The sequence below is a fragment of the Scandinavium sp. M-37 genome, from assembly GCF_043558715.1.
Lineage (GTDB): Bacteria > Pseudomonadota > Gammaproteobacteria > Enterobacterales > Enterobacteriaceae > Scandinavium > Scandinavium vulneris_A.
Window position 1 is genome coordinate 1 of the sequence record NZ_JBIGIN010000052.1, and the last position, 26,080, is coordinate 26,080.

The 26,080-nt window shown below is 52.0% G+C and carries 26 protein-coding genes; 18 read left to right on the forward strand and 8 right to left on the reverse strand.

Annotated features, from left to right (window positions below; translation table 11 throughout):
• Window positions 1-128: 128 nt before the first annotated feature.
• The 3 genes from ACG0Z5_RS22510 to mntR form a co-directional block, all read right to left on the reverse strand.
• On the reverse strand, window positions 129-1,166 hold the full coding sequence (locus tag ACG0Z5_RS22510; RefSeq protein WP_394451323.1) for an aldo/keto reductase: 1,038 nt from the start codon (window positions 1,164-1,166) through the stop codon (window positions 129-131).
• Between the two features lie 180 nt (window positions 1,167-1,346).
• On the reverse strand, window positions 1,347-2,459 hold the full coding sequence (locus tag ACG0Z5_RS22515) for an anion transporter (protein ID WP_394451324.1): 1,113 nt from the start codon (window positions 2,457-2,459) through the stop codon (window positions 1,347-1,349).
• Window positions 2,456-2,929, reverse strand: a complete 474-nt coding sequence (mntR, locus tag ACG0Z5_RS22520; protein WP_394451325.1) for a manganese-binding transcriptional regulator MntR — start codon at window positions 2,927-2,929, stop codon at window positions 2,456-2,458. The genes ACG0Z5_RS22515 and mntR overlap by 4 nt, the downstream gene beginning before the upstream one ends.
• Window positions 2,930-3,112: 183 nt before the next feature.
• Between mntR and mntS the strand changes: the two genes are divergently transcribed.
• The 9 genes from mntS to ACG0Z5_RS22565 all read left to right on the forward strand — a co-directional run bounded on the left by mntS (window position 3,113) and on the right by ACG0Z5_RS22565 (window position 12,376).
• Complete coding sequence (gene mntS, locus ACG0Z5_RS22525; RefSeq protein ID WP_394451326.1) at window positions 3,113-3,241, forward strand: manganase accumulation protein MntS; 129 nt, start codon at window positions 3,113-3,115, stop codon at window positions 3,239-3,241.
• Between the two features lie 269 nt (window positions 3,242-3,510).
• On the forward strand, window positions 3,511-5,094 hold the full coding sequence (locus ACG0Z5_RS22530; protein WP_394451327.1) for a phosphoethanolamine transferase: 1,584 nt from the start codon (window positions 3,511-3,513) through the stop codon (window positions 5,092-5,094).
• A 361-nt stretch (window positions 5,095-5,455) separates the two neighbouring features.
• Window positions 5,456-6,022 (forward strand): fimbrial protein, encoded by a 567-nt coding sequence (locus ACG0Z5_RS22535; RefSeq protein WP_394451328.1) that lies wholly within the window; start codon window positions 5,456-5,458, stop codon window positions 6,020-6,022.
• 127 nt (window positions 6,023-6,149) lie between these two features.
• Window positions 6,150-6,887 carry a fimbrial chaperone gene (locus ACG0Z5_RS22540; RefSeq protein WP_394451329.1) on the forward strand — a complete coding sequence of 246 codons (738 nt, stop codon included), beginning with the start codon at window positions 6,150-6,152 and terminating at the stop codon, window positions 6,885-6,887.
• A 25-nt stretch (window positions 6,888-6,912) separates the two neighbouring features.
• Window positions 6,913-9,528, forward strand: coding sequence for an outer membrane usher protein (locus ACG0Z5_RS22545; RefSeq protein WP_394451330.1), 2,616 nt, complete (start codon window positions 6,913-6,915; stop codon window positions 9,526-9,528).
• Between the two features lie 33 nt (window positions 9,529-9,561).
• A complete protein-coding gene (locus tag ACG0Z5_RS22550; RefSeq protein ID WP_394451331.1) occupies window positions 9,562-10,134 on the forward strand; it encodes a fimbrial protein in 573 nt (190 codons plus the stop codon).
• 21 nt (window positions 10,135-10,155) lie between these two features.
• Window positions 10,156-10,734, forward strand: a complete 579-nt coding sequence (locus ACG0Z5_RS22555; protein ID WP_394451332.1) for a fimbrial protein — start codon at window positions 10,156-10,158, stop codon at window positions 10,732-10,734.
• Window positions 10,735-10,743: 9 nt separating this feature from the next.
• Complete coding sequence (locus ACG0Z5_RS22560; protein WP_394451333.1) at window positions 10,744-11,343, forward strand: fimbrial-like protein; 600 nt, start codon at window positions 10,744-10,746, stop codon at window positions 11,341-11,343.
• Window positions 11,336-12,376, forward strand: coding sequence for a fimbrial protein (locus ACG0Z5_RS22565; RefSeq protein WP_394451334.1), 1,041 nt, complete (start codon window positions 11,336-11,338; stop codon window positions 12,374-12,376). Before ACG0Z5_RS22560 ends, ACG0Z5_RS22565 begins: the two co-directional genes overlap by 8 nt.
• Before the next feature lie 68 nt (window positions 12,377-12,444).
• Here the strand turns inward: ACG0Z5_RS22565 and ompX are convergent, their stop codons facing one another.
• Window positions 12,445-12,957: an outer membrane protein OmpX gene (gene ompX / locus ACG0Z5_RS22570; RefSeq protein ID WP_394451335.1), complete on the reverse strand. Its 513-nt coding sequence runs from the start codon at window positions 12,955-12,957 to the stop codon at window positions 12,445-12,447.
• A 355-nt stretch (window positions 12,958-13,312) separates the two neighbouring features.
• Between ompX and rhtA the strand changes: the two genes are divergently transcribed.
• From rhtA to ybiO, 6 genes are all read left to right on the forward strand, one after another.
• Window positions 13,313-14,203, forward strand: a complete 891-nt coding sequence (gene rhtA / locus ACG0Z5_RS22575; RefSeq protein ID WP_394451336.1) for a threonine/homoserine exporter RhtA — start codon at window positions 13,313-13,315, stop codon at window positions 14,201-14,203.
• A gap of 285 nt (window positions 14,204-14,488) precedes the next feature.
• Window positions 14,489-14,992 (forward strand): DNA starvation/stationary phase protection protein Dps, encoded by a 504-nt coding sequence (gene dps / locus ACG0Z5_RS22580; RefSeq protein ID WP_319629379.1) that lies wholly within the window; start codon window positions 14,489-14,491, stop codon window positions 14,990-14,992.
• A gap of 360 nt (window positions 14,993-15,352) precedes the next feature.
• Window positions 15,353-16,099 carry a glutamine ABC transporter substrate-binding protein GlnH gene (gene glnH, locus ACG0Z5_RS22585; RefSeq protein ID WP_394451337.1) on the forward strand — a complete coding sequence of 249 codons (747 nt, stop codon included), beginning with the start codon at window positions 15,353-15,355 and terminating at the stop codon, window positions 16,097-16,099.
• 89 nt (window positions 16,100-16,188) lie between these two features.
• Entirely contained in the window at window positions 16,189-16,848 is a 660-nt protein-coding gene (glnP, locus tag ACG0Z5_RS22590; protein ID WP_394451338.1) for a glutamine ABC transporter permease GlnP, read from the forward strand.
• Complete coding sequence (gene glnQ / locus ACG0Z5_RS22595) at window positions 16,845-17,567, forward strand: glutamine ABC transporter ATP-binding protein GlnQ (RefSeq protein WP_394451339.1); 723 nt, start codon at window positions 16,845-16,847, stop codon at window positions 17,565-17,567. Before glnP ends, glnQ begins: the two co-directional genes overlap by 4 nt.
• A 110-nt stretch (window positions 17,568-17,677) precedes the next feature.
• Window positions 17,678-19,912: a mechanosensitive channel protein gene (gene ybiO, locus ACG0Z5_RS22600; protein ID WP_394451340.1), complete on the forward strand. Its 2,235-nt coding sequence runs from the start codon at window positions 17,678-17,680 to the stop codon at window positions 19,910-19,912.
• Here ybiO and rlmF read toward each other — a convergent pair whose 3' ends face one another.
• Window positions 19,913-20,839 carry a 23S rRNA (adenine(1618)-N(6))-methyltransferase RlmF gene (gene rlmF, locus ACG0Z5_RS22605; protein ID WP_394451341.1) on the reverse strand — a complete coding sequence of 309 codons (927 nt, stop codon included), beginning with the start codon at window positions 20,837-20,839 and terminating at the stop codon, window positions 19,913-19,915.
• Between the two features lie 94 nt (window positions 20,840-20,933).
• Here rlmF and ACG0Z5_RS22610 point away from each other — a divergent pair, with 94 nt between their 5' ends.
• The 3 genes from ACG0Z5_RS22610 (at window position 20,934) to ybiJ (ending at window position 22,682) form a co-directional block, all read left to right on the forward strand.
• A complete protein-coding gene (locus tag ACG0Z5_RS22610; RefSeq protein WP_394451342.1) occupies window positions 20,934-21,548 on the forward strand; it encodes a flavin reductase family protein in 615 nt (204 codons plus the stop codon).
• 164 nt (window positions 21,549-21,712) lie between these two features.
• Complete coding sequence (bhsA, locus tag ACG0Z5_RS22615; RefSeq protein ID WP_394451343.1) at window positions 21,713-21,976, forward strand: multiple stress resistance protein BhsA; 264 nt, start codon at window positions 21,713-21,715, stop codon at window positions 21,974-21,976.
• 445 nt (window positions 21,977-22,421) lie between these two features.
• Window positions 22,422-22,682, forward strand: coding sequence for a DUF1471 family protein YbiJ (ybiJ, locus tag ACG0Z5_RS22620; protein WP_319629387.1), 261 nt, complete (start codon window positions 22,422-22,424; stop codon window positions 22,680-22,682).
• Window positions 22,683-22,793: 111 nt separating this feature from the next.
• Here ybiJ and ybiB read toward each other — a convergent pair whose 3' ends face one another.
• From ybiB to ACG0Z5_RS22635, 3 genes are all read right to left on the reverse strand, one after another.
• The gene (ybiB, locus tag ACG0Z5_RS22625) at window positions 22,794-23,756 is read right to left on the reverse strand and encodes a DNA-binding protein YbiB (RefSeq protein ID WP_394451344.1); all 963 of its coding nucleotides are present in this window, start codon (window positions 23,754-23,756) and stop codon (window positions 22,794-22,796) included.
• A gap of 20 nt (window positions 23,757-23,776) precedes the next feature.
• Window positions 23,777-25,921: an ATP-dependent DNA helicase DinG gene (gene dinG / locus ACG0Z5_RS22630; RefSeq protein WP_394451345.1), complete on the reverse strand. Its 2,145-nt coding sequence runs from the start codon at window positions 25,919-25,921 to the stop codon at window positions 23,777-23,779.
• A partial coding sequence (locus ACG0Z5_RS22635; protein ID WP_394451346.1) for a hypothetical protein occupies window positions 25,875-26,080 on the reverse strand: 206 nt, incomplete at its 5' end. The genes dinG and ACG0Z5_RS22635, both read right to left, overlap by 47 nt.

A 26,080-nucleotide genomic window follows, 5' to 3' on the forward strand; every position in this document is an offset into this window, starting at 1 on the left:
AACAAATCAAAAGGGGTTTTGATAACTGGCTCAAAGCTGAAAGCTTTACGGAACCCCCAGCCTAGCTGGGGGTTTTCTGTGCACAAAAAAAGGCGGGCCGAAGCCCACCTGTGCAAAGGAAATGCGGATCAACCTTTCAGCTGATTACGACGGTATTCACCCTGACGTTCCAGCATCCAGCCTGGGTATTCGCGCGGCAGCGCACTGACCGCATCCAGTTGCTTGAGCTCGTCTTCGTTGAGGCGAATCCCGGTCGCGGCAATGTTATCCGCCAGCTGATCCGGACGTTTCGCCCCAATGATCACGCTGCTGACCACCGGCTGATGCAGCAGCCACGCCAACGCAATTTGGGCCACCGACACGCCTTTGATTTCGGCGATAGTGCGCATCACGTCGATGCAATCGAAGCCGCGTTCTTTGTTCACCGGCGGGAAGTCAAACTCAAGGCGACGACCGCCCGCCTCGTTCTGTCCATCGCGGCCATATTTGCCGCTGAGGAAACCACCGGCCAGCGGGCTCCAGACCATCAGCCCGACGCCTTCGCTTTGCATCATCGGCACCAGCTCCCGCTCCAGATCGCGCCCGGCAATGGTGTAGTAAGCCTGCAACGAGGCAAAGCGCGACAGCCCCAGACGGTCAGAAATGCCCAGCGCTTTCATGATTTGCCACGCCGACCAGTTTGATACCCCGATGTAGCGGACGTGCCCGTGCTGTACGAGATTATCGAGCGCATACAGCGTCTCTTCAATCGGCGTAGCCGGGTCAAAGCCGTGAAGCTGATAGAGATCGATATGATCGAGCTGCATCCGACGCAGGCTCTCTTTCACGCTGTTGATGATGTGATATCGCGAACTGCCGCGGGAGTTGACGCCCTCAGTGCCGGTCTCGCCGAACGCTTTGGTCGCCACCACTACGTTTTCACGCGGCACTTTGAGGTTTTTCAGCGCCTGCCCGGTGATTTCCTCCGAGCGCCCTTCCGAATAGACATTGGCCGTATCGATAAAGTTGATGCCCGCATCCAGCGCGCTGCCGACCAGACGTTCCGCGTCCGACTGCTGCAGTTGACCGATTTTGCCCCACATGCCGTCTTCACCGCCGAAGGTCATGGTGCCCAGGCACAGTTCGGAGACAAATAAACCGGTATTGCCTAATTTTTGGTAACGCATAACGTTCTCCTTAGAGGATGTTGTGGGTGAGTGTTGTGTCCTTGTTGTGTACAGTTATAGGCTCACTCATGCGTTTGCGAATGGGGCGATCCTGCCCGTTTCTTGCCCAATCCTCTGAACCTTATTTCTGGACCTTGTCCGCGCGGCGCATCACCAAACACCGAGTAGTCCGGTAGCTTATTATCTGACAACGAGCAGCAGACCGAATCCTACCGCCGCCGCCCACAGCAGCAATGGGATAGAATAGAGGTGAAAACGCCACCAGATACGGCGGTCGTTAGCCATTCGCAGCGCAATCAGATTGGCCAGCGATCCCGGCAGCAGACCAAACCCGCCGACGTTCACCGCCCACGCCAGCAGCATCGACGGGGGGACGTAGTTGATAAGCAGAATGGTCGACGGCACGTTACTGATGACCTGTGACAGGCCGATCGCCGTCAGCCAGAGTCCAACGTCAGACAAGCCGCCCACGCCGGACAGCGCATGATGCAGCGCCGGGAGTTGAGTCATCAGATGCACATCAACAAACATTGCCATGAACACCAGCAGCAGCGTCCAGTCGACGCTGAATACTACCCGACGCTCAAGCACCAGGAACCCAGCCGCGAGCAGCGCCAACCCCCACAGCTCCTGATGCAGTTCCAGGCTCAGCAGAAAAATCAGGTAGAACGCCAGGCAGCTCCACACAAGCTTAGGCTTCCAGTTCGGCGTCTGGTCGCCGCTCTGAAAATGCAGCGCTTTGGCCGGGAAGCAGACCCAGCACAGCAGCAACAGCGTGAGCATCATTGCCAGCGCCAGCGGAGCCATTTGCCAGCTGAATGAGAGGAAGGAGAGCCCGGAGCGCCCCCATAGCAGGATGTTTTGCGGGTTGCCAATCGGCGTCAGCAGTGACCCGGCGTTGACCGCCAGTGCCTCAAAGATAATCAGCCTGTTGACCGGAATGGCGCTCCATTTTTTCAGGGTCAGGGTCAGCGGCACCACGATAAACAGCGCCACGTCGTTGGTCAGAAACGTCGATAGCACCGCCGCCGCCAGCACCATGAACATCGCCAGCTGGCGTTCGGTGACAAACCGCCGCGCCATCTTGCGGCCCAGCACGTCGAAATAACCGCTCTGCTCCACCCCTTTGGTCAACAGCATCAGCCCGCTCAGCGTGATGATGGTGTGCCAGTCAATGGCCGCGGGCCACGTCGAAGGATGAAAAGGAACCCATAGAGAAAGGACGATCGTAATAAGAAGCAGCAGATGTAAAAAGCGGTCGCGCAGAAGCGACCGCAGAAAAGGGAGGTTCATTCAGCGTGCAGTCCCGCCTGAAGGGTAAAGTGTCGGAAGCGTTCCAGCGTCTCTTCGCTGACGTGATGCTCCATGCCTTCGGCATCACGACGGGCGGTATCCTGACTGACGCCAATCGCCAGTAAAAAGTTTTCAACAATCTGATGACGCTCGCGGGTTTCCTGCGCCAGCTTCTCGCCTTCGGGGGTGAGAAACACTCCGCGCCACGGGATCTGCTGAATAAGCCCAACACCGGCCAGACGTTTTAACATTTTGGCTACCGTCGGCTGTGACACACCGAGTCGGGCCGCCATGTCTACCTGCCGTGCTTCACCCACTTCGCGGATAAGGTCTGAAATCAGCTCAACATAATCATCAATCAGCTCGCGGCGATGCGCTTCACGCACCTGACGGAAGCCTTCCACATGCTCTTCAACATTTACTAATTGCGTCACTTTTTTTATTCCTGGGGTGCCTGTGCGACGGCTCATTCTGCTTCCTCTTCGCTGTGACGCGTCAGTGCATCAGATAAAGGAGCTCTATTGTATAGGATAGTGACCCGAGCACAAAAAATTAACGTTTTAGCCATAGCTAAGTAATATAGCCTGTGCTATATCTGTATGTAATACGAACATCCTTCAAGGAATGAAGGTGCGGAAAGTTCAGGAGGTCCTATGAACGAATTCAAGAGGTGTTTATACGTGTTTAGCCATTCTCCTTTTAAAGTGCGCCTGATGCTTCTCAACATGCTGTGCGATATGTTCCACAGCAAACCGCAGCAGGATGACAAACCTTCTCATTAATGCGGCGTCGCGGTACGCCGCTTCATTTTCCTGTCACAATCCCCGGCAATACTGGTCGTTTGGCCGCTAAAACCCCATCTTTTTTCCGGATTTGCAATCGCCCTCGCAAAACAATTTGTGATGAGTAGTTGACGTTAGTATTCATCAAATTTATCTTCTCGCATCCCTGCAGCTTTTGCGCTTCGCTGAACCTCTTCTTCGCGCACTGCCAGGCAGGCTTTACCCTTCGACGCCAGGGGACGCACATGGCGGCTTTTTGATTGTGACCTATGAATGTAACGCTGAAACAAACGCTGGCAGCACGTGGCCTGGCGCTTAACCCATGGACCGGATTTTACTTTTTACAATCACTGCTTATAAATCTGGCGCTGGGATATCCTTTCAGCCTGCTGTATGCCGTCGCGTTTACCTGCGTCCTGCATGTGCTGTGGCGCGCCGCGCCGCGCACCCAGAAAGTGCTGATCGGCGTTTATTCGCTGGTGGCCGCCTTTTATTATCCGTTTGGTCAGGCTTATGGCGCACCAAACTTTAATACCCTGCTGGCGCTGCATTCGACCAATGCTGAAGAATCCACAGAAATTCTGACCATCTTCCCGTGGTACAGCTACTTTATTGCGCTGTTTATTTTTGCCCTTGGGGTGATAGCCGTTCGCCGTAAGCGGGAGGCTAAACGCGCGTGGAGTAAAATCGATTTATTGTGCTTGCTGTTTTGTGTCGGCGTGGCCTTCGTGCGCCCGGTGCAGGAAATTGCCTGGGACGGCGTGTTCCGCATCACGAAAATCGGTTATCCGGCGGTGCGCTTTGTGCACGACGTGGCCATCAGCAATCAGCAGGTTCTCGATGAGAAAGCGCGTCTGGCACAATTTGCCCATCTGAAAGACACCTGGACCGTATTAGCAGTAAAACCGAAATATCACACCTACGTAGTGGTGATCGGCGAGAGTGCGCGTCGGGACGCGCTGGGCGCCTTTGGCGGACATTGGGATAACACGCCCTTTGAAAGCAGCGTTAACGGCACACTGTTTACCGATTACATCTCCGCCAGCGGATCGACGCAGAAATCGCTGGGCATGACGCTAAACCGTGTCGTCGACGGTAAGCCGCAGTATCAGGATAACTTCGTGACGCTGGCTAACCGTGCCGGATTCCAGACCTGGTGGTTCTCAAACCAGGGGCAAATCGGGGAGTACGACACCGCCATCGCCAGTATCGCCAAGCGCGCGGACGAAGCGCATTTCCTCAAGAACGGGGATTTTGAAGCGGATAAAAACACCAAAGATGAAGAGCTGCTGAAGATGACCGCCCAGGTGCTGTCCACCGAGCGTACGCAACCCCAGCTCATCGTGTTGCACCTGATGGGGTCGCATCCGCAGGCCTGCGATCGAACTCAGGGTAAATACACCCATTTCGTGACCTCAAAAGAGACCTCCTGCTATCTGCAGACCATGACCGATACCGACCAGCTGCTGAGCAAACTCTACGATCAGCTGCGCAATTCCGGGGACAGTTTCTCACTGGTTTACTTCTCCGACCATGGCCTGGCCTTTAAGGAACGCGGAAAGTCGGTGCAGTATCTGGCACACGATGACAAGTTCCAGCAGAACTTCCAGGTGCCATTCCTGGTGCTGTCCAGCGATGACAAAACCCATCGGGTGATTAAGGCGCGCCGCTCGGCGAACGATTTCCTCAAGTTCTTCTCACAGTGGACCGGCATTCAGGCGCAGGAAATTGCCACGCCGTACCGCTTTATCTCGAATCAGAAAGCGGGTCAGGTTTACGTCACCAACTTCCAACTGCAAAAGGTGGATTACAATCACCTCGGCACCGACGTATTTGATACCGGCGCACACTAGCATCAGAACGTTAATTGCAGTCAAAATAACCTGTTTCTGACGAATACCCCGCCAACGCGGGGTACTATTCTACGCTTTATGTCCCCCTCAAGCTCCTCAATAAAAAATTAATAACCCCCATCATTACGCTTATATTTTCACCTTCCCATTAAGATATATCCAAAAAACCATAAATAATAATAATCAATCAACGCCGAATGATAATTTCCAATGATCAATTAGAGCTTAATAACTAATTCACATGCATCAAAGGCCGTCATCACGCTATATTTTATTAAGATTCTTTAAGCTATGTTTAAATTTTTTTAATCACGCCGGGAATCCACTTGATATTTAATTTGTTTTATAAGGGATGATAAATATGAAATTTAAAGTTAGCGCACTATTACTGGCAATGAGTGCATTATCGGCTAATGCAGATACCGATCTTGGCCTTATTACGTTTGATGGCGCGGTTTCCGATACAACCTGTAAAGTCACTACCAATAACGGTCTGGATGCACATAATGTCACTATTTCTATGCCGGTGGTGACAAAAAACGCCGTCGTTGATGGCACTGCAGCAACGAAAGAATTTGAGCTGAAACTGTCAGAGTGTGATCCTGCGCTAACCAAAGCAGCTATTTCATTCACATCTCAACAATTCGCTGAGCTGTCAACTGGCACCTTAAAACCTGATGCCACCGTATCGGGTGCCGCTGAAAACGTGAACATTGCCCTGTTCAACAATGGCAACGGCACCACAGAACAGGTGAAAATTGGCGACCCGGCCGATGCTTCGCAGGAACTTGACCTGAGCGCAACCAACGGCGGGGTGTTTGCTTACGTCGCCAAATATGTTCCAAGTGCTGATATGGATGCGACCAACAACCCAATCATCGCGGGTAAAGTCAACACCAACGCAACCTTCACCATGACCTACGAATAATATATAGCGTTAAATTAATTTTGGCATGTCGGCAACGGCATGCCCTCTACTTCTATAAATTGATAACGTGATCGCTTAAGGCGAATCTATTAACCAACCAGACCCATTAAATGATAGTTAATTAAACATGCGAATTAGACATTATAATAATTTTATTCCAGCCGTTGGATTACTCGCAGGCCTGATGATGGCTCCGGCCGCACAGGCTGATATTGTCATTTCAGGCACACGTGTCATTTATCCTGCGGCACAAAAAAGTGTCACCGTAAAACTTGAAAATCGTGGAGGAAAACCTCTACTGGTTCAGTCATGGATTGACGATGGTCGTGAAAATACCAATCCACAAGAACTCAATATTCCTTTTTTGGTAACACCGCCCGTATCCCGGATCGATCCGTCTAAAGGCCAGACCATTAAAGTCACCTATTTAGGGACTGCCCTTCCGCAAGATAAAGAAAGTATGTTTTGGTTCAACGTGCTCGAAGTGCCGCCAAAGGCGAATGCGGCTGACGATCAAAATATTCTTCAGCTGGCATTTCGTACCCGCATCAAGCTTTTTTATCGCCCTGCGGGATTAAAGGGAAATCCCTCCGAGGCGGCAAAGACGCTGATCTGGAAAACGAAAACGACAGGCCAAAATCTGTATGTTGAGGTTAACAACCCCTCCCCTTTCCATATTTCCTTTAGCGATGCCTTCCTGGTGAATGGCAAGGCCAAATACGAGATAGATACGGTGATGCTTAAACCCGGCGAAAGCCAGTCATTCAAGGTGAAAGGCTTAGCGGCAGCGCCTGCTGGAGCGAAAGTCGAATACAACACCATTAATGATTTCGGTGGTGCATCAAAAGACGAAGCCAAGCTGTGAAAGCAAACGACTAAAAACACGTCTCATGAAATGGAAATCCATCAACGTGAAAGCATCAGCTAACCGCTATCCGGTACTCCTGCTAAGTTGCGCCCTCCTTCCTATGCATATCAGTGCTGCGGAAAATGAGGTCTCGGCCAGCGCACCTGAAGTTGTGGAGTTCAACGATCAGTTTCTGTTTAACGCCGGTAATGGCAGACAGATCAACGTCGACCGTTTCACCAAAGGCAATCCCGTTTTACCCGGTGTTTATAATGTGAACATCTACATTAACGACCGACAAGAATATAACGGCGAGGTTCTGTTCAAGGAGAACGGCACCGAAATAGCGACACCCTGTATCACGCATAAGCTGTTAATGCAGTTGAAACTGGAAAATAGCGAGAATCCCATCGCAGCCGTCGAGCCTGCGGACGAAGCCACTTGCTATGATTTAGGCGCTCTTTTTCCTGGAGCACAGCTACATTTTGATAGCGCCGAACAGCGTCTGGATATCTCATTACCGCAGATTTATGCCTCCAGAGTGCCACGCGATTACGTCGATCCGAGCCTGTGGGACAGTGGGGTTAACGCGGCGATGTTATCCTGGGATATCAATGCCTACAGCGCTAAAAACGACGGTGAAACGTCGCAAAGCTTGTATGCCGGTATTAACTCCGGCTTCAACCTGGGTGCCTGGCGGTTTCGCTCACGGGGTGCAGCGCACTGGTCAAATGAGGAAAGTGGCGATTACGACCACCAGGAGCTGTTCGTCCAGCGCGATATTCCGGTCATCAAATCCCAGTTTGTTATCGGTGATACCTACACCAGCGGTGATACGTTTGACTCCGTCAGCCTGCGCGGGATGCGCTTATACAGTGACGATCGCATGAAACCGGCATCGACCACGGGTTATGCCCCTGTGGTGCGCGGTATGGCTAACAGTAACGCAAAAGTCACCATTCGTCAGAATGACAACATCATTTATGAGAATACCGTTCCGCCGGGGCCTTTTGCGATTACCGATCTGAATCCCACCGGGTACGGCAGCGATTTGGATGTGACCGTAGAAGAATCAGATGGAAGCAAAACCCATTTTTCTGTGCCCTTCTCCTCGGTCACCCAATTATTGCGCCCGGGGGACGCACGCTGGGAGTTTGGCATCGGTAAACTCAATGAAGATTCCAGCAGCGGAGATACCCGTGTCGTGACTGCTACCGGCTATTACGGTTTGAATAATATTTTTACCGGATATTCTGGATTTGAGGTTACGGATACTGACTATTACGCAGGCTTGGCAGGTATCGCCCTGAATACCGCCATCGGGGCTTTTGCCTTTGATGTGACGCATTCACACGCCGAATTCGAAACCGCAGGCACCTTAGAAGGGCAAAGTTATCGCCTGTCGTACAGTAAACTTCTGGAACTGACCGATACGTCATTAAACGTGGCGGCTTATCGCTTCTCAACCAAAAACTACTACAGCCTTAGCGATGCGGCACAATTGGAAGATGATATTCGGGAAGCTGAATACGATAAAAATGGTTCAACCCTGCAGAACTTTGAACATGAAAAAAATGAGATCCAAATAAATATCAACCAGCCCTTGCGCGTCGACGAAGAGGATTACGGGGCGGTCTATTTGACAGGCAGCTGGCAAAGTTATTGGAACAGTACAAAAACAACTTCTCAATATTCATTAGGTTACAGTAACTCCCTGGGTTGGGCGAGTTACAATATATCCCTCCAGCGCGCCTATAACGAATGGGGTGAAGAGGACGATCGTGCTTATATCAGTTTAAGTTTACCGTTAGACAGACTTCTGGGACATGAAACAACCCAAGGTGGGTTTAATACCCTAAATACGTCTGCCAGTACCGACTTTAAGGGCAATAACCAAACGGATATGTCGATCAGTGGTAATAGCGCGAATAACCTATACAGCTACAGCGTAAATACCTCTTTATCACAATCCGATTCGGGCGATCTGCAGCAGATTGGCGGGTATGCAACCTACAATAGCCCGTGGGGTCCATTCAGCGGATCGGTATCGGTGAATGGCGATAATGGCCAGCAATATTCTTTGGGGAACAGTGGCGGCATCGTTCTGCACAGTGGCGGTCTGACCTTATCACCCGGCAACCTGGGGGTAAACAGCACCATCGCCCTCGTGCAGGCTAAAGGTGCCAAAGGCACCAGGATGAGTAATGGCGATGGTCAGATTGATGACAATGGTTACGCCGTTATCCCCTGGCTTTCTCCCTATACTGAAAACAGTATTGGGCTGAATATTGATACGCTTGAAAACGATATTGAAATAGAAAATACCAGTAGCATGGCTATTCCGCGTGATGGCGCGGTTATCCTCGTTAATTTTGCCACGGATGAAGGGCGTTCTGTTTTACTGGAATTAATTCGCTCAGACAAAGGATTTATACCGCTTGGCGCAGATGTCTACGACAGTAAAAACAATCTGGTGGGCAGCGTTGGTCAGGCGGGTAGAGCCTGGGTCCGCGGCATTGATCAAACCGGAGTATTAAGTGTGCGGTGGGGTCGCGCCGCAGATGAACAGTGTCAGGTGAATTATCAAATTTCGGCTGAACCGCGAACCATCGGCAAGTCAATATTGTTACAAAATCAGGAATGTCACATCAGTCATTAACATATTCATCGGAGAATAAACCAGGATCTCATCATGATTAAAACAGGTCATTATTTAACATTCGCAACGCTTATTGGCTGTGTGAGCCCCTCGTTGTTATTTGCACAGAACGTTGATGTCAAATTTACAGCGAGCATTCGTGAAACAACCTGTGATATGCGAATCACAGGCGGGTCAGGTGATGCGACAAATTATATCATCCCTATTGGTAGTGGCGGAAAAACATCCCTTGATAAGATTATTTCGGCGGATGCCAGCGCGAGCAAACCTTTCACGCTCGATATCGTCACCTGCCCTTCAAGTATTACGCGTTTAAAAACAACAGTGAGTGGGACGCCTTCCAACTATCTCAATACCGCGCTAACCAATAACTTATCCGGAGCGGGGGCCGCAACATTTCTTGGGGCAACCATTTCTCGCAGTGGTGGCGGAGATCCTTTTGTCATCAACTCTACCAGCGATGCCACTCGACTCGTCTGGACCAGTGCGGAAATTAACAGTAAGAGTGTTGGGTTGGTGGCAAAAATAGTACCGACATACGGTAACGATAAAGCGACCCCAGGTACTTTTAGCGCGACGGCCACCTTTAACTTTACCTATGAGTAATCACCCAGGACCGGGAGAATTATGATGAATAAACAATTACACAAATCACTGTTTCTGGGTATGGGCGCGTTAATGTTGACGGTCTCCCCCTTGGTCTTTGCCATTGACGGTACACCGAGCCTGACGGCAACACTGACCTCTACCATTGAAGCCGGCACCTGTAACGCCCAGATTAAAGATAAGAACGGGGCCGCAGCCTCAATTATCGGTTTTGGTGATGTCTTTAAATCTGACTTAGAACGGAAAACTCGCAAGGAGAATTTCCAGCTCTCCTTTAGTGGATGTTCTGGTGTGCATGGCGCGCTGGTCAGTACCCAGATCGCCGCGAGTTGTTCCGGTACCAGCGGCAATGGCAATTCCTACCCTAATGCCGGAGGAACATCCGCCGCCACTGCCGTTGAAATTTGGAACGGTCAGCCTGACTCCGGAACCGAGTTCAATTGCAATACACGCTCGACTGCGCAAGATATTGCGATTTCCGGGGGGACAAAAGATGTCGCCATGAGTGCCCGTATGGTGATTGCTAGTGGGAAAACCATTAATGACGTGAGCGCGGGAACATTCCAGGCTCCCGTTACCTTTGTTGTCACCTATCGATAGGATATAAATATGTTTTTCCGTCAGCATTGTAGATTAAGACCTGCATACCTATTCGGCTTTTTGTTATCAGGAACATTACCCTTGATCTGCAATGCTGATATGGATGTCAACATTACCGCCAATATTATTAACAACACCTGTTACATCTCTGTTGATAATAACGGAAATATTCATATGCCTATCGTCAGTCTGAACTATTTTAACGATCGGGGGGATCCATCTTCACCACTTTTGCCGACCGATGCCGCAGGAGGGACCCCGTTTAATATTCGTGTCGAGGATTGTGAAGACTGGACTACTGGTGAGGCTAGCCGTTTACATTTCACGTTCAAACCACTTACAGGCACGTTTCCTGCCAGTTCAAAACAAATATTTATCAATGAAAGCAGTGATGGCGCAAAAAATGTAGGTGTGGTTGTTTTCTCCTCTATGACAAATAAGAATGTATTAAATAGCGATGGCATGTCAGATGTAACCTATGACGTTAAAGGAAAGGCATGGTCAGAATATTTAACAGATTACTCATTTTATGTTCGCTATCAGAATTATGGCTCTCCCACAGCAGGTAGAGTAACCTCAAATGTATTAGTGAGTGTGGTTTATGATTAATTATCTTATACAAAAAGCAACAACACTTAAAATTCCAGCGCTACTATTGTTCATTTTTTTCTCAAGTACCGCCAATGCGCGTGATTGCGAGTTTGAAGGTAATTTAAATCCTACGATTAACGTGAATGAATCTGTGCCCATCACTTTTCTTCCCAGAACGAGCAATGCCACCCAAGTAAAACAATGGACATATTTGACCGATACTTATTCAAATTGCCATGCGGGTGATGATGGTGACAATTTGTACTCTAAGCGTAGTACAGACTTTTATGCGTCGACTGATATTAATGGCGTTGCTTTGTTTGATACAAACGTTAAGGGTATCTTTTATACGATCGAAATAGCGGCAAACGGTGGTAGTGCCAGAAGTGCGCTTTATAGTTCCAGAGCAAGTGAATATAATCAGCCATTGGATGAGTACCAGGTCCAGGGTAAGAGGTGGAATGTTATTATTACGCTTTATCAAAAACCAGAATATGATGGCATTCCATCTGGAATAAAAAGTATTAATTTAAACAAAACTGGCTACGCGGGTTATTTCCGTGTTGGTGGAGCGCAGCATAAATCCATGAATATCACGATGGGCAGCATGAATGTTCCGGTTGTGGTGCCAACCTGCACCTCTTTAGTCTCATCCGCAGGGACGGGTTCAGTTGATTTGGGACGTAATTATGAAATTGACGATGTCAAAAACAATAAAACCAAGCAGGTCGGCTTTACAATCACCGCCTCCCAGTGCTCTAACGTGCTCAGATTTAGAACAAAGCTAACGGCAAATAGCGCGTACAAAGGGTTATTGACGAATAATTCAGCAGAATCACTGCGTGCCGGTGGAGTGGGAGTGAAAATATGGGCACCAAATGGTGCTCAGCTATTGGCCAACGATAGCCAATCAGTCTATACCGAAGCCCCAGCAACCATGCAATGGTCGAAGACGTTCAACTACAAGGCCCAGCTGGTTACCAGTGGTAACGGGGGAGTCACGACTGGCGATTTCAAAGCGACAGGCACCTTCTCTATGAGCTATGAATAGCTCGGTGGGTCACTTAAGGGCAAAAAAAATCCGCCACAAGGGCGGATTTTTCATTATCACCGAAGTGATTAGAAACGGTAACCAACACCAGCGATCCAGGTGCCAACGTCAACGTTACGAATGCGAGACTGCTCGTAAGAGAAGTCCAGAGCCACGTTTTCGATTGGGTTGAACTGCATACCTGCACCATAGGAGAAACCGTAGTCGCTCATGTCAGATTTGCTAGCTGGGAAGTCGTTTGCCTGGAATTTACCGTAGCCAACACCGACAACACCGTAGATGCTCGCCCAATCGTTGATGCGGTAAGCTGGACCAGCAGTCAGACCGTAGTACTGAGCTTTGTTATAGGTATTGCTTTCGTTGTGATTCTTCTCGGTATAAGTGAAAGAACCAATCCAGCCGAGTGGGTTGTTATCCTGCTCGTAACGGTATTTCAGGTTGAAACCACCTGCTTTGTTGGCTTCGCCCTGCATGTCGCTCTGAGCGTAACCGCCAGTCACGGTAGAAGTAGCAGCTACAGCAGTACCTGCGGTTGCAGCCAGTACAATGGCCAGTGCTGAAAGACGTGCAATTTTATTCATAACCACCTCAAATGTGCTTCAAGTAAATCCGTAAGTTTTAAATATATCAAAATTTATTAAGAAACTCTTTGCGATTCACGTTGTCTAAGGGGGTCAAACATGTAACTAAACGTTTCCAGTGTTGACACTCCCTGTTGAAAATCAGCAGGTTCCTCGCAGATTTTGCCATTATTGCGCTCATCCGATGGCGCATTCATCCAGATTATTCCTAAACTGGCAGCGTTTTTATCCGCTAAGTGAACTTTATTGTAAGACGCTTTTCACCGTTTTTTTTCAACAATGCCTAAACCAAAAAGGGGTAATTCATTTACACTGCCTCTTTTACTTCCTTTGACAAAAGCTGACAGGAGAAAGGATGCCAGGGTTGTCACGTAAGTTCCCGGTATGGCTGCCGATACTCGTAATTTTGATAGCTATGTGTTCGATTCAGAGTGGCGCTGCGCTGGCAAAATCGCTCTTTCCTCTGGTCGGTGCGCCCGGTGTCACCGCCCTTCGCCTGACGTTAGGTACGCTGATTCTGGTGTGCATCTTCAAGCCCTGGCGTCTGCGCTTCACCCGTGAACAACGCCTGCCGCTGCTGTTTTACGGCTTGTCCCTCGGGGCAATGAACTATTTGTTCTATCTTTCTATCCAACGTATTCCGCTGGGTGTGGCTGTGGCCCTGGAATTTACCGGCCCGTTGGCCGTGGCGCTGTTCGGTTCTCGCCGTGCAGTGGATTTTGTGTGGGTGGTGCTGGCGGTGCTCGGCCTGTGGTTTTTACTTCCCTTAGGGCAAAGTATAGCGCACGTCGATTTAACCGGAGCTGCTTTGGCGCTCGGGGCCGGGGCTTTTTGGGCGGTTTACATTTTGACCGGCCAGCGTGCCGGGGAAGAACATGGCCCGGCGACGGTGGCGATGGGCTCGCTGATTGCCGCCGTGGTATTTGTGCCGATCGGTGCCATCCAGGCCGGTGATGCGCTGTGGCAGTGGTCAATTCTGCCCTTAGGTTTGGGCATCGCCATTTTGTCTACCGCCCTGCCCTATTCGCTGGAAATGATCGCCCTGACCCGGATGCCGACCCGCACCTTTGGCACACTGATGAGCATGGAACCGGCTCTGGCGGCAGTATCCGGCATGATTTTCCTCGGTGAAACCCTGACCGGCACCCAGAGCTTCGCCCTGCTGGCGATCATTGCCGCGTCGATGGGCTCTACGCTAACTATGCGCCGCGAAGCCAAAATAGAAAAAGTCGATATTAAAGATTAGCGTACCGTCGTGGGGGCTATATGCCCCTGCGGCTGCAAACAATTATTTCGCCACTCAATCATTTTCTGGTGGAAATATTTCTGAAATAAACAGACCTTTCTTAATAAATAGCTTCCAATCGATACAAAAATCTCCCATCACCTTGATTATCAATAATTTATTGACCACAACCTCAATCGCACTATTAAACCGATAGGCACGAACGTTCCAGCAGCATGAATATCCGATGCTATACTTATTTCCGGTAATTCACTGGGACTTTTCACATCAAGAGGATATGAGATTATGAGTACCGCTAAACTGGTAAAAACCAAAACATCTAATCTGCTCTATACCCGCAACGATGTATCGGACAGCGAGAAAAAAGCGACGATTGAGTTGCTGAATCGCCAGGTTATCCAGTTCATTGACCTGTCGCTGATCACCAAACAGGCCCACTGGAATATGCGCGGTGCAAACTTTATTGCCGTTCATGAGATGCTTGACGGCTTCCGCACAGCGCTGATTGACCATCTGGATACCATGGCAGAACGTGCCGTTCAGCTTGGCGGCGTGGCACTCGGCACCACTCAGGTCGTTAACAGCAAAACAGCGCTGAAAAGTTATCCGCTGGACATTCACAGCGTTCAGGATCACCTGAAAGAATTGGCCGATCGTTACGCGATTGTGGCAAACGATGTGCGTAAGGCCATCGAAGAAGCTAAAGATGAAGACACTGCCGATATCTTGACTGCAGCGTCACGTGACCTGGATAAGTTCCTGTGGTTCATCGAATCTAACATCGAATAACCATACTTTTTTCTTATCCCTAAAACCCCTCTCCCGAGGGGTTTTGCACTTTTATAGTGCGCAAAACGGCTTGGCCGCCCCGCAAAAGTAAACCAATTGTAATAATCACCTCACACAATCGTTAATGAAAGATTGTTTTATCAGCGTAATTTGCGCTTAATAACCTCACGTCATGCCCATCGCCTGATGCGCACCATTTTGGCGCCTCACAATGGTGCATACCGCGTGCCTTGCCCCTCTTTTTGTGCAATATCGGGCTACCGCTTCGTTGAAAAACAACAAGTTGTAAAACTGGCACGATTTTTTCATATGCGGATTGTTCTCGCAGGGGATTGCCCCGTGGTTATAAAAGGAAATGCTATGAAGTCTGTATTTAAAGTTTCACTGGCTGCACTGACCCTGGCTTTTGCCGTTTCTTCTCAGGCCGCGGAAAAGCCGCTGGTTGTCGCGACTGACACCGCGTTCGTACCCTTCGAATTCAAACAAGGCGACAAATACGTTGGTTTTGACGTCGATCTGTGGGCCGCAATCGCCAAAGAGCTGAAGCTCAACTACACCCTGAAACCAATGGATTTCAGCGGCATCATCCCTGCGCTGCAGACTAAAAACATCGACCTGGCATTGGCTGGGATAACCATTACCGACGAACGTAAAAAGGCGATCGACTTCTCTGATGGCTACTACAAAAGCGGTCTGCTGGTGATGGTCAAAGCCAACAACAACGACATCAAAAGCGTTAAAGATTTAGATGGCAAAGTGGTCGCAGTGAAGAGCGGTACCGGTTCGGTGGATTACGCGAAAGCGAACATCAAAACCAAAGACCTGCGCCAATTCCCGAATATCGATAACGCCTACATGGAACTCGGCACCAACCGTGCTGACGCCGTCCTGCACGATACGCCGAACATCCTGTACTTCATTAAAACGGCGGGCAACGGCCAGTTCAAAGCGGTTGGCGAATCACTGGAAGCTCAGCAGTACGGTATTGCGTTCCCGAAAGGCAGCGACGAACTGCGTGAGAAAGTGAACGGCGCGCTGAAGACCCTGCGCGAAAACGGTCAGTACAACGAGATCTACAAAAAATGGTTCGGCACTGAACCTAAATAAATAGTCTGACTCGGTTTTACTTTTCACAGGGGCGACCTTTCGCCCCTGTCACATTTGAACCACGGTAACAGTAACAGGAATACAACATTATGCAGTTTGACTGGAGCGTCATCTGGCCTGCCATTCCAATCCTGCTGGATGGCGCCAAAATGACTCTGTGGATTTCGATCCTCGGGTTAGCAGGCGGGATTATTATCGGCCTGCTGGCCGGTTTGGCCCGCACCTACGGCGGCTGGATTGCCAACCACGTTGCCCTCGTATTCATCGAAATCATCCGCGGCACCCCTATCGTTGTTCAGGTGATGTATATCTACTTCGCCCTGCCGATGGCCTTCCCGGATATTCGCATCGACACCTTCACGGCAGCGGTGATCACCATCATGATCAACTCCGGTGCCTATATCGCGGAAATCACCCGTGGCTCGGTATTGTCCATCCACAAAGGCTTCAGCGAAGCGGGACTGGCGCTCGGCCTGTCGCGCCGCGAAACTATTCGCCATGTGATTATGCCGTTGGCACTGCGTCGTATGCTGCCTGCGCTCGGTAACCAGCTGATCATCAGTATCAAAGATACCTCGCTGTTCATCGTTATCGGTGCTGCCGAGCTGACCCGTAGCGGTCAGGAGATCATCGCCGGGAACTTCCGCGCCCTGGAAATCTGGACCGCCGTCGGGGTTATCTATCTGATAATCACCCAGGTCCTGAACATCGTGCTCCGCATTCTTGAAAGAAGGATGAAAATCCTGTGATTGAATTTAAAAACGTCTCCAAGCACTTTGGCCAAACCCAGGTGCTGCATAACATCGATTTGAACATTACCCAGGGTGAAGTGGTGGTGATAATCGGGCCCTCCGGCTCCGGTAAATCTACCCTGCTGCGCTGCATCAACAAGCTTGAGGAAATCACCAGCGGCGACCTGATCGTCGATGGTCTGAAGGTCAACGATCCGAAGGTCGATGAGCGGCTGATTCGTCAGGAAGCTGGCATGGTGTTCCAGCAGTTTTACCTGTTCCCGCATCTGACAGCGCTGGAAAACGTGATGTTCGGCCCGCAGCGCGTGCGCGGTGCCTCCAAAGCCGACGCAGAAAAACAGGCCAAGGCCCTGTTAGCGAAGGTCGGTCTGGCGGAACGTGGGCATCACTACCCATCGGAACTGTCCGGCGGTCAGCAACAACGCGTGGCGATTGCCCGAGCGCTGGCGGTGAAACCAAAAATGATGCTGTTCGATGAGCCGACCTCCGCCCTCGATCCGGAACTGCGTCATGAAGTGCTGAAAGTGATGCAGGATCTGGCCGAAGAAGGCATGACCATGGTCATCGTGACCCACGAAATTGGCTTTGCTGAAAAAGTGGCCTCGCGTCTGATCTTCATTGATAAGGGGCGTATTGCCGAAGACGGTAATCCGCAAACCCTTATCGAGAACCCGCCGAGCCAGCGCCTGCAGGAATTTTTGCAGCACGTTTCGTAATTTGCTTCACTCTCCCCCGTGTCTGGGGGAGAGAATCCTCCCAAAATCAAACCGCCCCTCCCCAGCCGCTATACTTATCATTTTGTTGATAATTTAAAAGGGAGGCGCCTGTGCCGTGGATCCTGTTGCTTATTGCGACACTTTTTTGTGCCCCGCTCCAGGCGGTAACTCTCCCCGGCGTAACGGCCCCAGCGTCCAGTTCTGACAGTGCCTCCACGTCAGCAGAACCCGACGCCGCGCAGAAAAAGGCCGCTTATGCGGCACTGGCCGATGTTCTGGAAAACGATGCTTCCCGCCAGGAGCTGATTAAACAGTTGCGCACGGCAGCCGCCACGCCCCCGCAGGATCCGACGCCATCACTCACCCCGCCGCCGGTCAGTGAAGAAAAAACCGTGCTTGAAAGCGTGACCGACATCAGTCGTCATTATGGGGAGGCACTCTCCACCCGCTTCGCGCAGCTGTGGCGCAACATCTCTACCGCACCGCATAAGCCGTTTAATTCGCACACCTTCACCAATGCGGTAACCCACTTTTTGCTGCTGGCACTGCTGGTGTTCGTCTTTTACACCTTACTGCGCCTGTGTGCCCTGCCGCTGTACCGCAAGATGGGCCAGTGGGGACGACGCAAGAATCGCGATCGCAGCAACTGGCTGCACCTGCCGGCGATGATCACCGGGGCACTGGTTATCGACCTGCTGCTATTGGGGCTGACGCTGTTTGTCGGGCAAATGTTAAGTGACAGACTCAACGCAGGTAGCCGGACCGTGGCGTTTCAGCAAAGCCTGTTTCTCAACGCCTTCGCGCTGATTGAGTTCTTTAAAGCCATATTGCGGCTGATTTTCTGCCCGCACGTGCCGGACCTGCGCCCGTTCAACATTGAGGATCAAAGCGCCCGCTACTGGAGCTTACGCCTGAGCCTGTTGAGCAGCCTGATTGGCTACGGGCTGATTGTGGCGGTGCCGATCATTTCCAATCAGGTGAATGTGCAAACCGGCGCACTGGCGAACGTGGCCATTATGTTGTGCATCACCGTCTGGGCGCTGTGGCTAATTTTTCATAACAAGAAAGCCATTACCGACAGCCTTATCCAGTTGGCGGACCGATCGCTTGCCTTCTTCAGCCTGTTTATCCGCGCCTTCGCGCTTTTCTGGCACTGGCTCGCCAGCGCCTATTTCATTGTGCTGTTCTTCTTCTCATTGTTCGACCCCGGCAATAGCCTGAAATTTATGATGGGCGCGTCAGTGCGCAGCCTCGCCATTATCGGCATTGCGGCCTTTATTTCGGGGATGCTATCGCGATGGATTGCCAAAACCATCACCCTGTCACCCGAAACTCAGCGCAACTATCCGGAGCTGCAAAAACGGCTCAACGGCTGGCTGTCTGCCTCGCTGAAAGTCGCCCGTATTCTGACGGTCTGCGTGGCGGTGATGATGCTGCTGAGCGCCTGGGGCCTGTTCGATTTCTGGAACTGGCTGCACAACGGTGCGGGCGAGAAAACGGTGGACGTCATTATCCGCATCGCGCTTATTCTGTTCTTCTCGGCGATTGGCTGGACGCTGCTGGCAAGCCTGATAGAAAACCGTCTGGCGTCTGATATTCATGGTCGGCCACTGCCGAGCGCCCGCGCCCGCACGTTGCTGACGCTGTTTCGCAACGCCCTGGCGGTGGTGATCAGCACCATCACGGTGATGATTTTGCTCTCGGAAATTGGGGTGAATATTGCGCCGCTGCTGGCGGGTGCCGGGGCACTGGGACTGGCGATATCCTTCGGGTCACAAACGCTGGTAAAAGACATCATCACTGGCATCTTCATTCAGTTTGAAAACGGGATGAACACCGGTGATTTGGTGACCATCGGGCCACTTACCGGTACCGTGGAGCGGATGACGATTCGCTCGGTCGGCGTACGCCAGGATACCGGGGCCTATCACATCATTCCGTGGTCTTCGATTACGACCTTTGCCAACTTTGTGCGCGGCATCGGCTCGGTGGTGGCGAACTACGACGTGGATCGCAGCGAAGAGGTCGATACTGCCAATAACGCGCTGAAAGCGGCGGTGGCAGAGCTGATGGAGCAGGAGGAGATACGCGGGCTGGTGATCGGCGAGCCGTCGTTTGCGGGTCTGGTGGGCCTGACTAACACCGCGTTCACGCTGCGGGTCACGTTCACTACCCTGCCGCTAAAACAGTGGACGGTGCGTTTCGCGCTGGATACGCAGGTGAAGAAGCATTTCGATAAGGCGGGCGTTCGTGCGCCGGTGCAGACCTATCAGGTACTGCCTGCACCGGGCATCCCGGCAGCAGGGGCGCTTGAGCCGCCCGCCCCGGGTCTACCGACGGCGTGATTAACGCGCGCGGGCCGCAAAACGACGGCGTTTGTCGTCGTCCAGGAAGGTCCAGGCAATGAAGCGACTCTGCTTCTGCCCTTGGGCCATCTCTTTTTTTACGACCTTCACCGCGCCCGCTTTGGTCAGGGCGGCATACAGCAACGGCAGATTGTCACCGCGTGACACCAGCGACGTGAACCACATCACCTGCCGCTCAAACTGGCGGCTTTCGTCGATCATTTTGCTGATGAACGCCACTTCGCCACCTTCGCACCAGAGCTCCTGCTCCTGGCCGCCGAAGTTCAGGGTGTCGTTTTTCTGCTGGCCGAGATTACGGCGTTTACGCTCATTGCCTTCACGCGCGGTTGCCGCAGAATCATGGAACGGCGGATTGCAGATCATCGCATCGAACATTTCATTCTTATGGATAATCCCGGTCAGGATCGCCTGTGGGTCTTTCTGCCGACGCAGACGGATCTGACGGGTCATCCCCGGATTGGCATCAATGATAGCCTGTGCACCGGCAATGGCTTCGGCATTGACTTCGGTGCCGGTGAAACGCCAGCCGTATTCATGGCTACCGATCAGCGGATAAATCAGGTTCGCTCCGGTGCCAATATCCAGCACGCTGGCATTTGTCGGCACGCTACCGGTGGTTTCTGCCAGCAGGTCCGCCAGATGGTGCAGATAATCCGCGCGGCCAGGCACCGGTGGGCAAAGGAAGCCCTCAGGAATGTTCCAGCCTTTCACCTGGTAAAAATGCGCCAGCAGCGCCTCGTTCAGGGTCTTCACCGCATCAGGATCGGCAAAATTAATGGTCTGCTCCCCGGCCGGGCTGGTGACGATAAACGCCGACAGTGCCGGAGTGTCTTTGCACAGTGCGGGTAAATCGTATCGGGCGTGGTGACGGTTACGCGGGTGTAACCCCGGCTTTTGGGCTTTCATGTCTTCCTCCTGTTGACGGCAGCGTAAGATACCCGTTGACGCGGGTGAGGTAAATAAGTGAGTCTTCATATTATTTTTATGTCACAGGTGCGCTATGTATTTTTATCAGCCTTCAGACGGACACGGACTGCCGCACGACCCGCTTAATGCCATCATTGGCCCACGCCCGATTGGCTGGATCGCTTCGTTTGATGCGCAGGGTAACCGCAATCTGGCACCGTACAGCTTCTTTAACTGCTTTAACTATCGCCCGCCGATCATCGGTTTCGCCAGCAGCGGCTGGAAAGATAGCGTGCGTAATATCGTTGAAACGGGTGAATTCGTCTGGAACCTGACAACGTTTGATCTCGCCAGCGCGATGAATGAAACCTCCGCCAGCCTCGCGCCGGGTGAAGACGAGTTCGTGCGCGCCGGGCTCACGCCCGCCGACAGCCGAATCGTGCATGCGCCGCGCGTGGCCGAAAGCCCGGTCAACTTCGAGTGCCGCTTATCGCAGTGTATTCAGCTTACCGGGGCAGATGGCACGGCGATTGACACCTGGCTGGTGCTCGGGGAAGTGGTTGCAGTACACATTGATGAATCGCTGCTGGAAAACGGCATTTATCAGACCGCAAAAGCGCGGCCGGTGCTGCGGGCGGGCGGCCCTTCGGCATATTACAGCATCGACGAAAGCCAGCGGTTCGACCTCGTTCGCCCTGACGCACGATAACCCTCATCTTATCAGCCACTTAAATGTGGCTGGTTTGTCAGTTTTTCGTCAATTTATGTCGTTCGAAAAACGTGCAGATCATCACCAATTTTTTGCGGTATGTCACATTTTTTCTCCACCTACACTTAGCCTATCCCACAGGTGGATACAGAGAGGATGTGCACATGAAAAGAATACTGGTTGTAATGGCGGCAGGTGCGTTGTCGATGCTCTCTTTTTCGGCGAGCGCCGAACCTCAACAACTCAAGCAAGGTGATACCGGGCAGCTACGTTCGGCAGGTACAGTATCTGTTTCTGGTGCTGATGATTTCCAGGATCTACAGAACAAACTGGCTGAAAAAGCGCATCAAGAGGGTGCCAAAGGGTATGTGGTTAATTCCGCCAGCGGCGATAACAAAATGTTCGGCACCGCAACCATCTACAAATAATCTGTTCAAGTTAATGCCATCGGAAATGCGCCTCTTTATACAGGCGCATTTTTTTGCACTCGCCAAAATGGCCCGCCGCGCATCAACAGCACAAAAGTTTTATAAAATGCACATTATCGGTGTATAGTGCCTGCCACATCCGCAATCTGTAGATTTACTGACAAAACTATAGCTTCCACTACAGCGAAACCGGTTGTCTTTACGCGCACACTTTTTGCCGAAAAAAGTCGCAATCCGTGCCCTTAACTTCTCTCCCGACGTCTCATCCTCGTTTTCTGCTTCAACCACCAATTTATTTTATTAATAATCAGTAATTTATTAATCATTCAAATTTTTCGATGAAGTCCATCAAGTCTATTCGATTTTATCTGCGGAGAAAAAACGTGATACTCATCACATCGACGGACAACGTCACATTTAAAGAATAACCTGCGAGAAATTAACCATGAAAACGATCAAAACTGCTGCTGTCGCTATCGCTCTATCTGCTCTGTCTTTCGGCGTGTTTGCTGCACAGCCGGTCTCCCCGACTGAAGCACAAAGCCTGAACAAAATCGGTACCGTGTCTGTAGATGGGGCAAGTACTCTGGATGGTCTGGAAGCGAAACTGGCTGAGAAAGCCGCTGCTGCAGGCGCTACCGGTTACAGCATTACTTCTGCCAACACCAATAACAAAATTAGCGGTACTGCGGTGATTTACAAATAATCACCCGAAACAGATTTAACCCTCATTGACCTTTAAGCATTGCCTTGCAGTACCAGAATTAACCCTTATTCGCCCGTTCACGCCACTGAACGGGCTTTTTTTGCCGATTGATCACCAGCAGTCGTTAACCCGCTGCAGACCGGCGTTAATATCCGAGACTTCCCCGGTCGCCACCAGGCAACAGGCCATCTGCATTTTCAGTGATTCAGGCACCGGTTCGACACCCGCGACACAGCGCTCAATCCATCTGGCCGTCACATCCGGATCCTTCGAGCCCGGCAGAACTGTTTCGCGAAGAGCATCTTCGCGCTCGACCAGCACCCGTGTACCCTTGCTATCAATCAGGCTAATTTGCGGGCAGCGCTGCGGGTTGGCGTACACTTCCCCTTCGGTGCCATGCATCAACAGCGCCCGACCGCCAATATCAGCAAAGAATTTGCCCACGCGCGGCACATATTCCGGATGCGAGACGCTCGACAGGCGCAGAGCTGCATCTTCCTCAAACGGCGTGGCGACCTTCGCCAGGGTGTGCGCACTGTTACGTACGCCCATACGCCAGCGCATCCCGAGCTGATTTTCAAGCGGTGGGCAGAAGGCACCAATCGGCATGTACACCGGCTGATGGCCGTCAAGCTTCGCCTGCGCCTGCCCGGCATGCAGCGTCGGCTCCACGCCCAACAGGGTGAAAATGGTTTCGGTTAGCACGCGGGTAGGATCGTGGCTGACACCGTGCACCAGCACCGGAAAACCGAGCTTGTGCAGCAGCATCGCCAGTAGCGGGGTGAGGTTAGCCTGTTTGCGTGCCCCGTTATAGCTTGGGATAACAATCGGCATCGGCTTCGCCACCGGCGGCGTGAGACGAACTGTGTGCTGCTGCATCGCCTCGTAGAAGCCGAGCATCTCGGCCTCGCCTTCACCTTTGATACGCAGCGCAATCAGAATGCCGCCCAGCTCCAGCTCCGGCACCTCGCCTTTAAGCATCTGCGCGTATAGCCCACGCGCGGTATCGGTGTCCAGATCGCGGGCGTGATTTTTGCCACGACCAACTTCTTTAATGATTTTGCGATAGTCCATGCATTGCTCCTGACAGCAGGTCAGCGTCTTTTACGCCGCGCCGGTAAACTTTTGCTTTTTACTATACCTTCTGGCGCGTCGGGTTGCTCGATGGGAAATACCGGCAGCGCATTCAGCAGGCGCGGGCCATAATTTTTGGTCAGCAGACGCTTGTCATAAATGACCACTTCGCCCCAGCAGCCGTGGCTCCGAATCAATCGCCCAACCTGCTGAATAAGGTTGAACGAGGCGCTGGGCAGACTTTGCACCTCAAACGGATAACGATTGAGGCTTTTCAGCCACTCTCCCTCGGTTATCACCACCGGGCTGTCGATCGGTGGAAACGCAATTTTGTGGATATGCACCTGGCTGAGTAATTCGCCTTTTAAATCGAGCCCTTCAGCAAATGACTGTAACCCGACCAGCACGCTGCGCTCGCCGCTTTCGACCCGTTTACGGTGCAACTCCACCAGCCGATAGCGCGGCTGATCGCCCTGCACCAGCAGCAACAGGCGCAAATCCGGCACGTATTCCAGAAAACGCTGCATCGCCCGGCCGCTGGCGAATAGCACCAGCATCCCGAGATGCTTTTTGGCTTCAACCTGTCCGCGGAAAAAGGCGGCCATCTCAGCCAGATGCAGCTCTTCATTGTCCATCGACGGCTCAACGCGCATCCGTGGAATGATGATTTTGCCCTGTTCGACGTGGTTAAACGGCGAATCGAGGGAGACGAAACGGTCACCCGCTTTTTCCTTCAGGCCGCTCATCTCCTGCAAACGTGAGAAGCTGTTGAGCGAACGTAGCGTAGCCGAGGTCACCACGATATGCGGCACCCGGCGCCAGAGCAGTTTTTCCAGCTGATCGCTAACCCGAATACCCACACAGTGGAACCAAACATGCGGTTGCCCGTCGCGCTGGTCTCGCGTCGCCCATTTGGTGACCGGCGCCCCCGAGGCCTGAACCATCGCCGCCAATCGCCACAGTTTGCTTTGCGCTTCGAACATGCCCAGGGCGCGGTTCATTTGCAGCAGTACCCGGTGTAAACGAACGATATCGTGCGAGCCGGTTTTCTCACTGAGATCGTTGAGAAACAGCTCGGATAACCCCCGCAGCATTTCGGTGAGTTTTGCCAGCCGCTGGCACAGCACCATCACTTCGTCGGGCAGTTCGCCCATCGCAAAGCGGTGTTCAGCTTCCGGCCCGGCAGGCATATACAGACTAAGAATATTATTCAGCGATACAATGTGTTCATACAGCTCATCGCAATGTTCTTTCAGCCGTTCCGGCGAGGCCAGCGGTGGAAAAGTTTTCGGCCGGAACTGCTCCATGCAGGTCGCCACCAGTTTGCTGAATAAATCGAGCTGCAGGCGATACCAGGGCGCGGTAATTTCGGCGCTCATTTCCAGCGCATCGCGGGCCACATCCGGCAGATGATGGCCTTCATCAAGCACCAGCAGCAGATTTTTCGCTTCTGGCAACACCGCTTCGCTTTCCATCGCCGCCATCACTAACGCATGGTTGGCAACCACCACTTCAGCTTCCTGAATTTCGCGGCGCGCCACGAAGAACGGGCATTCGCGGTAATAGTGACAGTTGCGGTTGAGGCAGCTGGCTTTGTCAGTGCTCAGACGACGCCACAGGTCGTCATCAATGGCCTGATCGGTGTGATCGCGTAAGCCATCCCATTTGTAGCTGTCTAAATCGGCTTTCAGTTTGGCGCAGCGCTTCTGCTCTTCCTGATTATTCGGCGTGAGTTCGTCGTCGAGAAAGGCCAATAAATCCTGCTGCGTCGGTTCAGTGCTGGAGAGCGCGGTCAGGTTACGGGGGCAAACATAGCGCCCGCGACCAAATGCGGCGGTGAAGCGCAGATCGGGAATGATTTTTTTCAGCAGCGGCAGGTCTTTGCTGTAGATCTGATCCTGCAAGGCGACGTTGGCGGTGCTGATGACCAGCGTTTTTTGCTCTTCGCGCGCAATCGCTATCCCGGGGATCAAATAGGAGAGCGTTTTACCCACGCCGGTTGGCGCTTCGATAGCCAGATGCCTGCCCTCGTCACCGGCGAGCGTTTTCGCCACGTCGGCAATCATCTGCCGCTGCGGTGCCCGGGGGATAAAATCGGGGATCTGTTCCTGGAGCGCCTTATACCATGACGCGATTTGCGCCTTCAGCGCGGCGGTGAGTGCCATCGAAAAGTCCGAATACTGTATAAACAGCCACTATTCTGGCATTTTCCGGCCACGGGGGCAAAAAAAATGGTTCATCGCGGTTAAGCGTGAACCAATAGAAAACGGCGGTAAAAGTGGTTAGTTTTGTATTCGCCAAAACACTAACCAGCCACTCAACCG

Bases quoted from the DNA above. Each gene is read 5' to 3' on its own strand.
- ACG0Z5_RS22535 (WP_394451328.1), top strand. From the start codon at position 5,456: ATGAAATTTAAAGTTAGCGCACTATTACTGGCAATGAGTGCATTATCG.
- ACG0Z5_RS22565 (WP_394451334.1), top strand. From the start codon at position 11,336: ATGATTAATTATCTTATACAAAAAGCAACAACACTTAAAATTCCAGCG.
- glnP (WP_394451338.1), top strand. From the start codon at position 16,189: ATGCAGTTTGACTGGAGCGTCATCTGGCCTGCCATTCCAATCCTGCTG.
- ACG0Z5_RS22545 (WP_394451330.1), top strand. From the start codon at position 6,913: ATGAAATGGAAATCCATCAACGTGAAAGCATCAGCTAACCGCTATCCG.
- dps (WP_319629379.1), top strand. From the start codon at position 14,489: ATGAGTACCGCTAAACTGGTAAAAACCAAAACATCTAATCTGCTCTAT.
- dinG (WP_394451345.1), bottom strand. From the start codon at position 25,921: ATGGCACTCACCGCCGCGCTGAAGGCGCAAATCGCGTCATGGTATAAG.
- ACG0Z5_RS22610 (WP_394451342.1), top strand. From the start codon at position 20,934: ATGTATTTTTATCAGCCTTCAGACGGACACGGACTGCCGCACGACCCG.
- ACG0Z5_RS22550 (WP_394451331.1), top strand. From the start codon at position 9,562: ATGATTAAAACAGGTCATTATTTAACATTCGCAACGCTTATTGGCTGT.
- ybiB (WP_394451344.1), bottom strand. From the start codon at position 23,756: ATGGACTATCGCAAAATCATTAAAGAAGTTGGTCGTGGCAAAAATCAC.
- mntR (WP_394451325.1), bottom strand. From the start codon at position 2,929: ATGAGCCGTCGCACAGGCACCCCAGGAATAAAAAAAGTGACGCAATTA.
- ybiJ (WP_319629387.1), top strand. From the start codon at position 22,422: ATGAAAACGATCAAAACTGCTGCTGTCGCTATCGCTCTATCTGCTCTG.
- ACG0Z5_RS22555 (WP_394451332.1), top strand. From the start codon at position 10,156: ATGATGAATAAACAATTACACAAATCACTGTTTCTGGGTATGGGCGCG.
- ACG0Z5_RS22540 (WP_394451329.1), top strand. From the start codon at position 6,150: ATGCGAATTAGACATTATAATAATTTTATTCCAGCCGTTGGATTACTC.
- mntS (WP_394451326.1), top strand. From the start codon at position 3,113: ATGAACGAATTCAAGAGGTGTTTATACGTGTTTAGCCATTCTCCTTTT.
- ACG0Z5_RS22530 (WP_394451327.1), top strand. From the start codon at position 3,511: ATGAATGTAACGCTGAAACAAACGCTGGCAGCACGTGGCCTGGCGCTT.
- rhtA (WP_394451336.1), top strand. From the start codon at position 13,313: ATGCCAGGGTTGTCACGTAAGTTCCCGGTATGGCTGCCGATACTCGTA.
- ACG0Z5_RS22515 (WP_394451324.1), bottom strand. From the start codon at position 2,459: ATGAACCTCCCTTTTCTGCGGTCGCTTCTGCGCGACCGCTTTTTACAT.
- ACG0Z5_RS22510 (WP_394451323.1), bottom strand. From the start codon at position 1,166: ATGCGTTACCAAAAATTAGGCAATACCGGTTTATTTGTCTCCGAACTG.
- ompX (WP_394451335.1), bottom strand. From the start codon at position 12,957: ATGAATAAAATTGCACGTCTTTCAGCACTGGCCATTGTACTGGCTGCA.
- glnH (WP_394451337.1), top strand. From the start codon at position 15,353: ATGAAGTCTGTATTTAAAGTTTCACTGGCTGCACTGACCCTGGCTTTT.
- ACG0Z5_RS22560 (WP_394451333.1), top strand. From the start codon at position 10,744: ATGTTTTTCCGTCAGCATTGTAGATTAAGACCTGCATACCTATTCGGC.
- bhsA (WP_394451343.1), top strand. From the start codon at position 21,713: ATGAAAAGAATACTGGTTGTAATGGCGGCAGGTGCGTTGTCGATGCTC.
- rlmF (WP_394451341.1), bottom strand. From the start codon at position 20,839: ATGAAAGCCCAAAAGCCGGGGTTACACCCGCGTAACCGTCACCACGCC.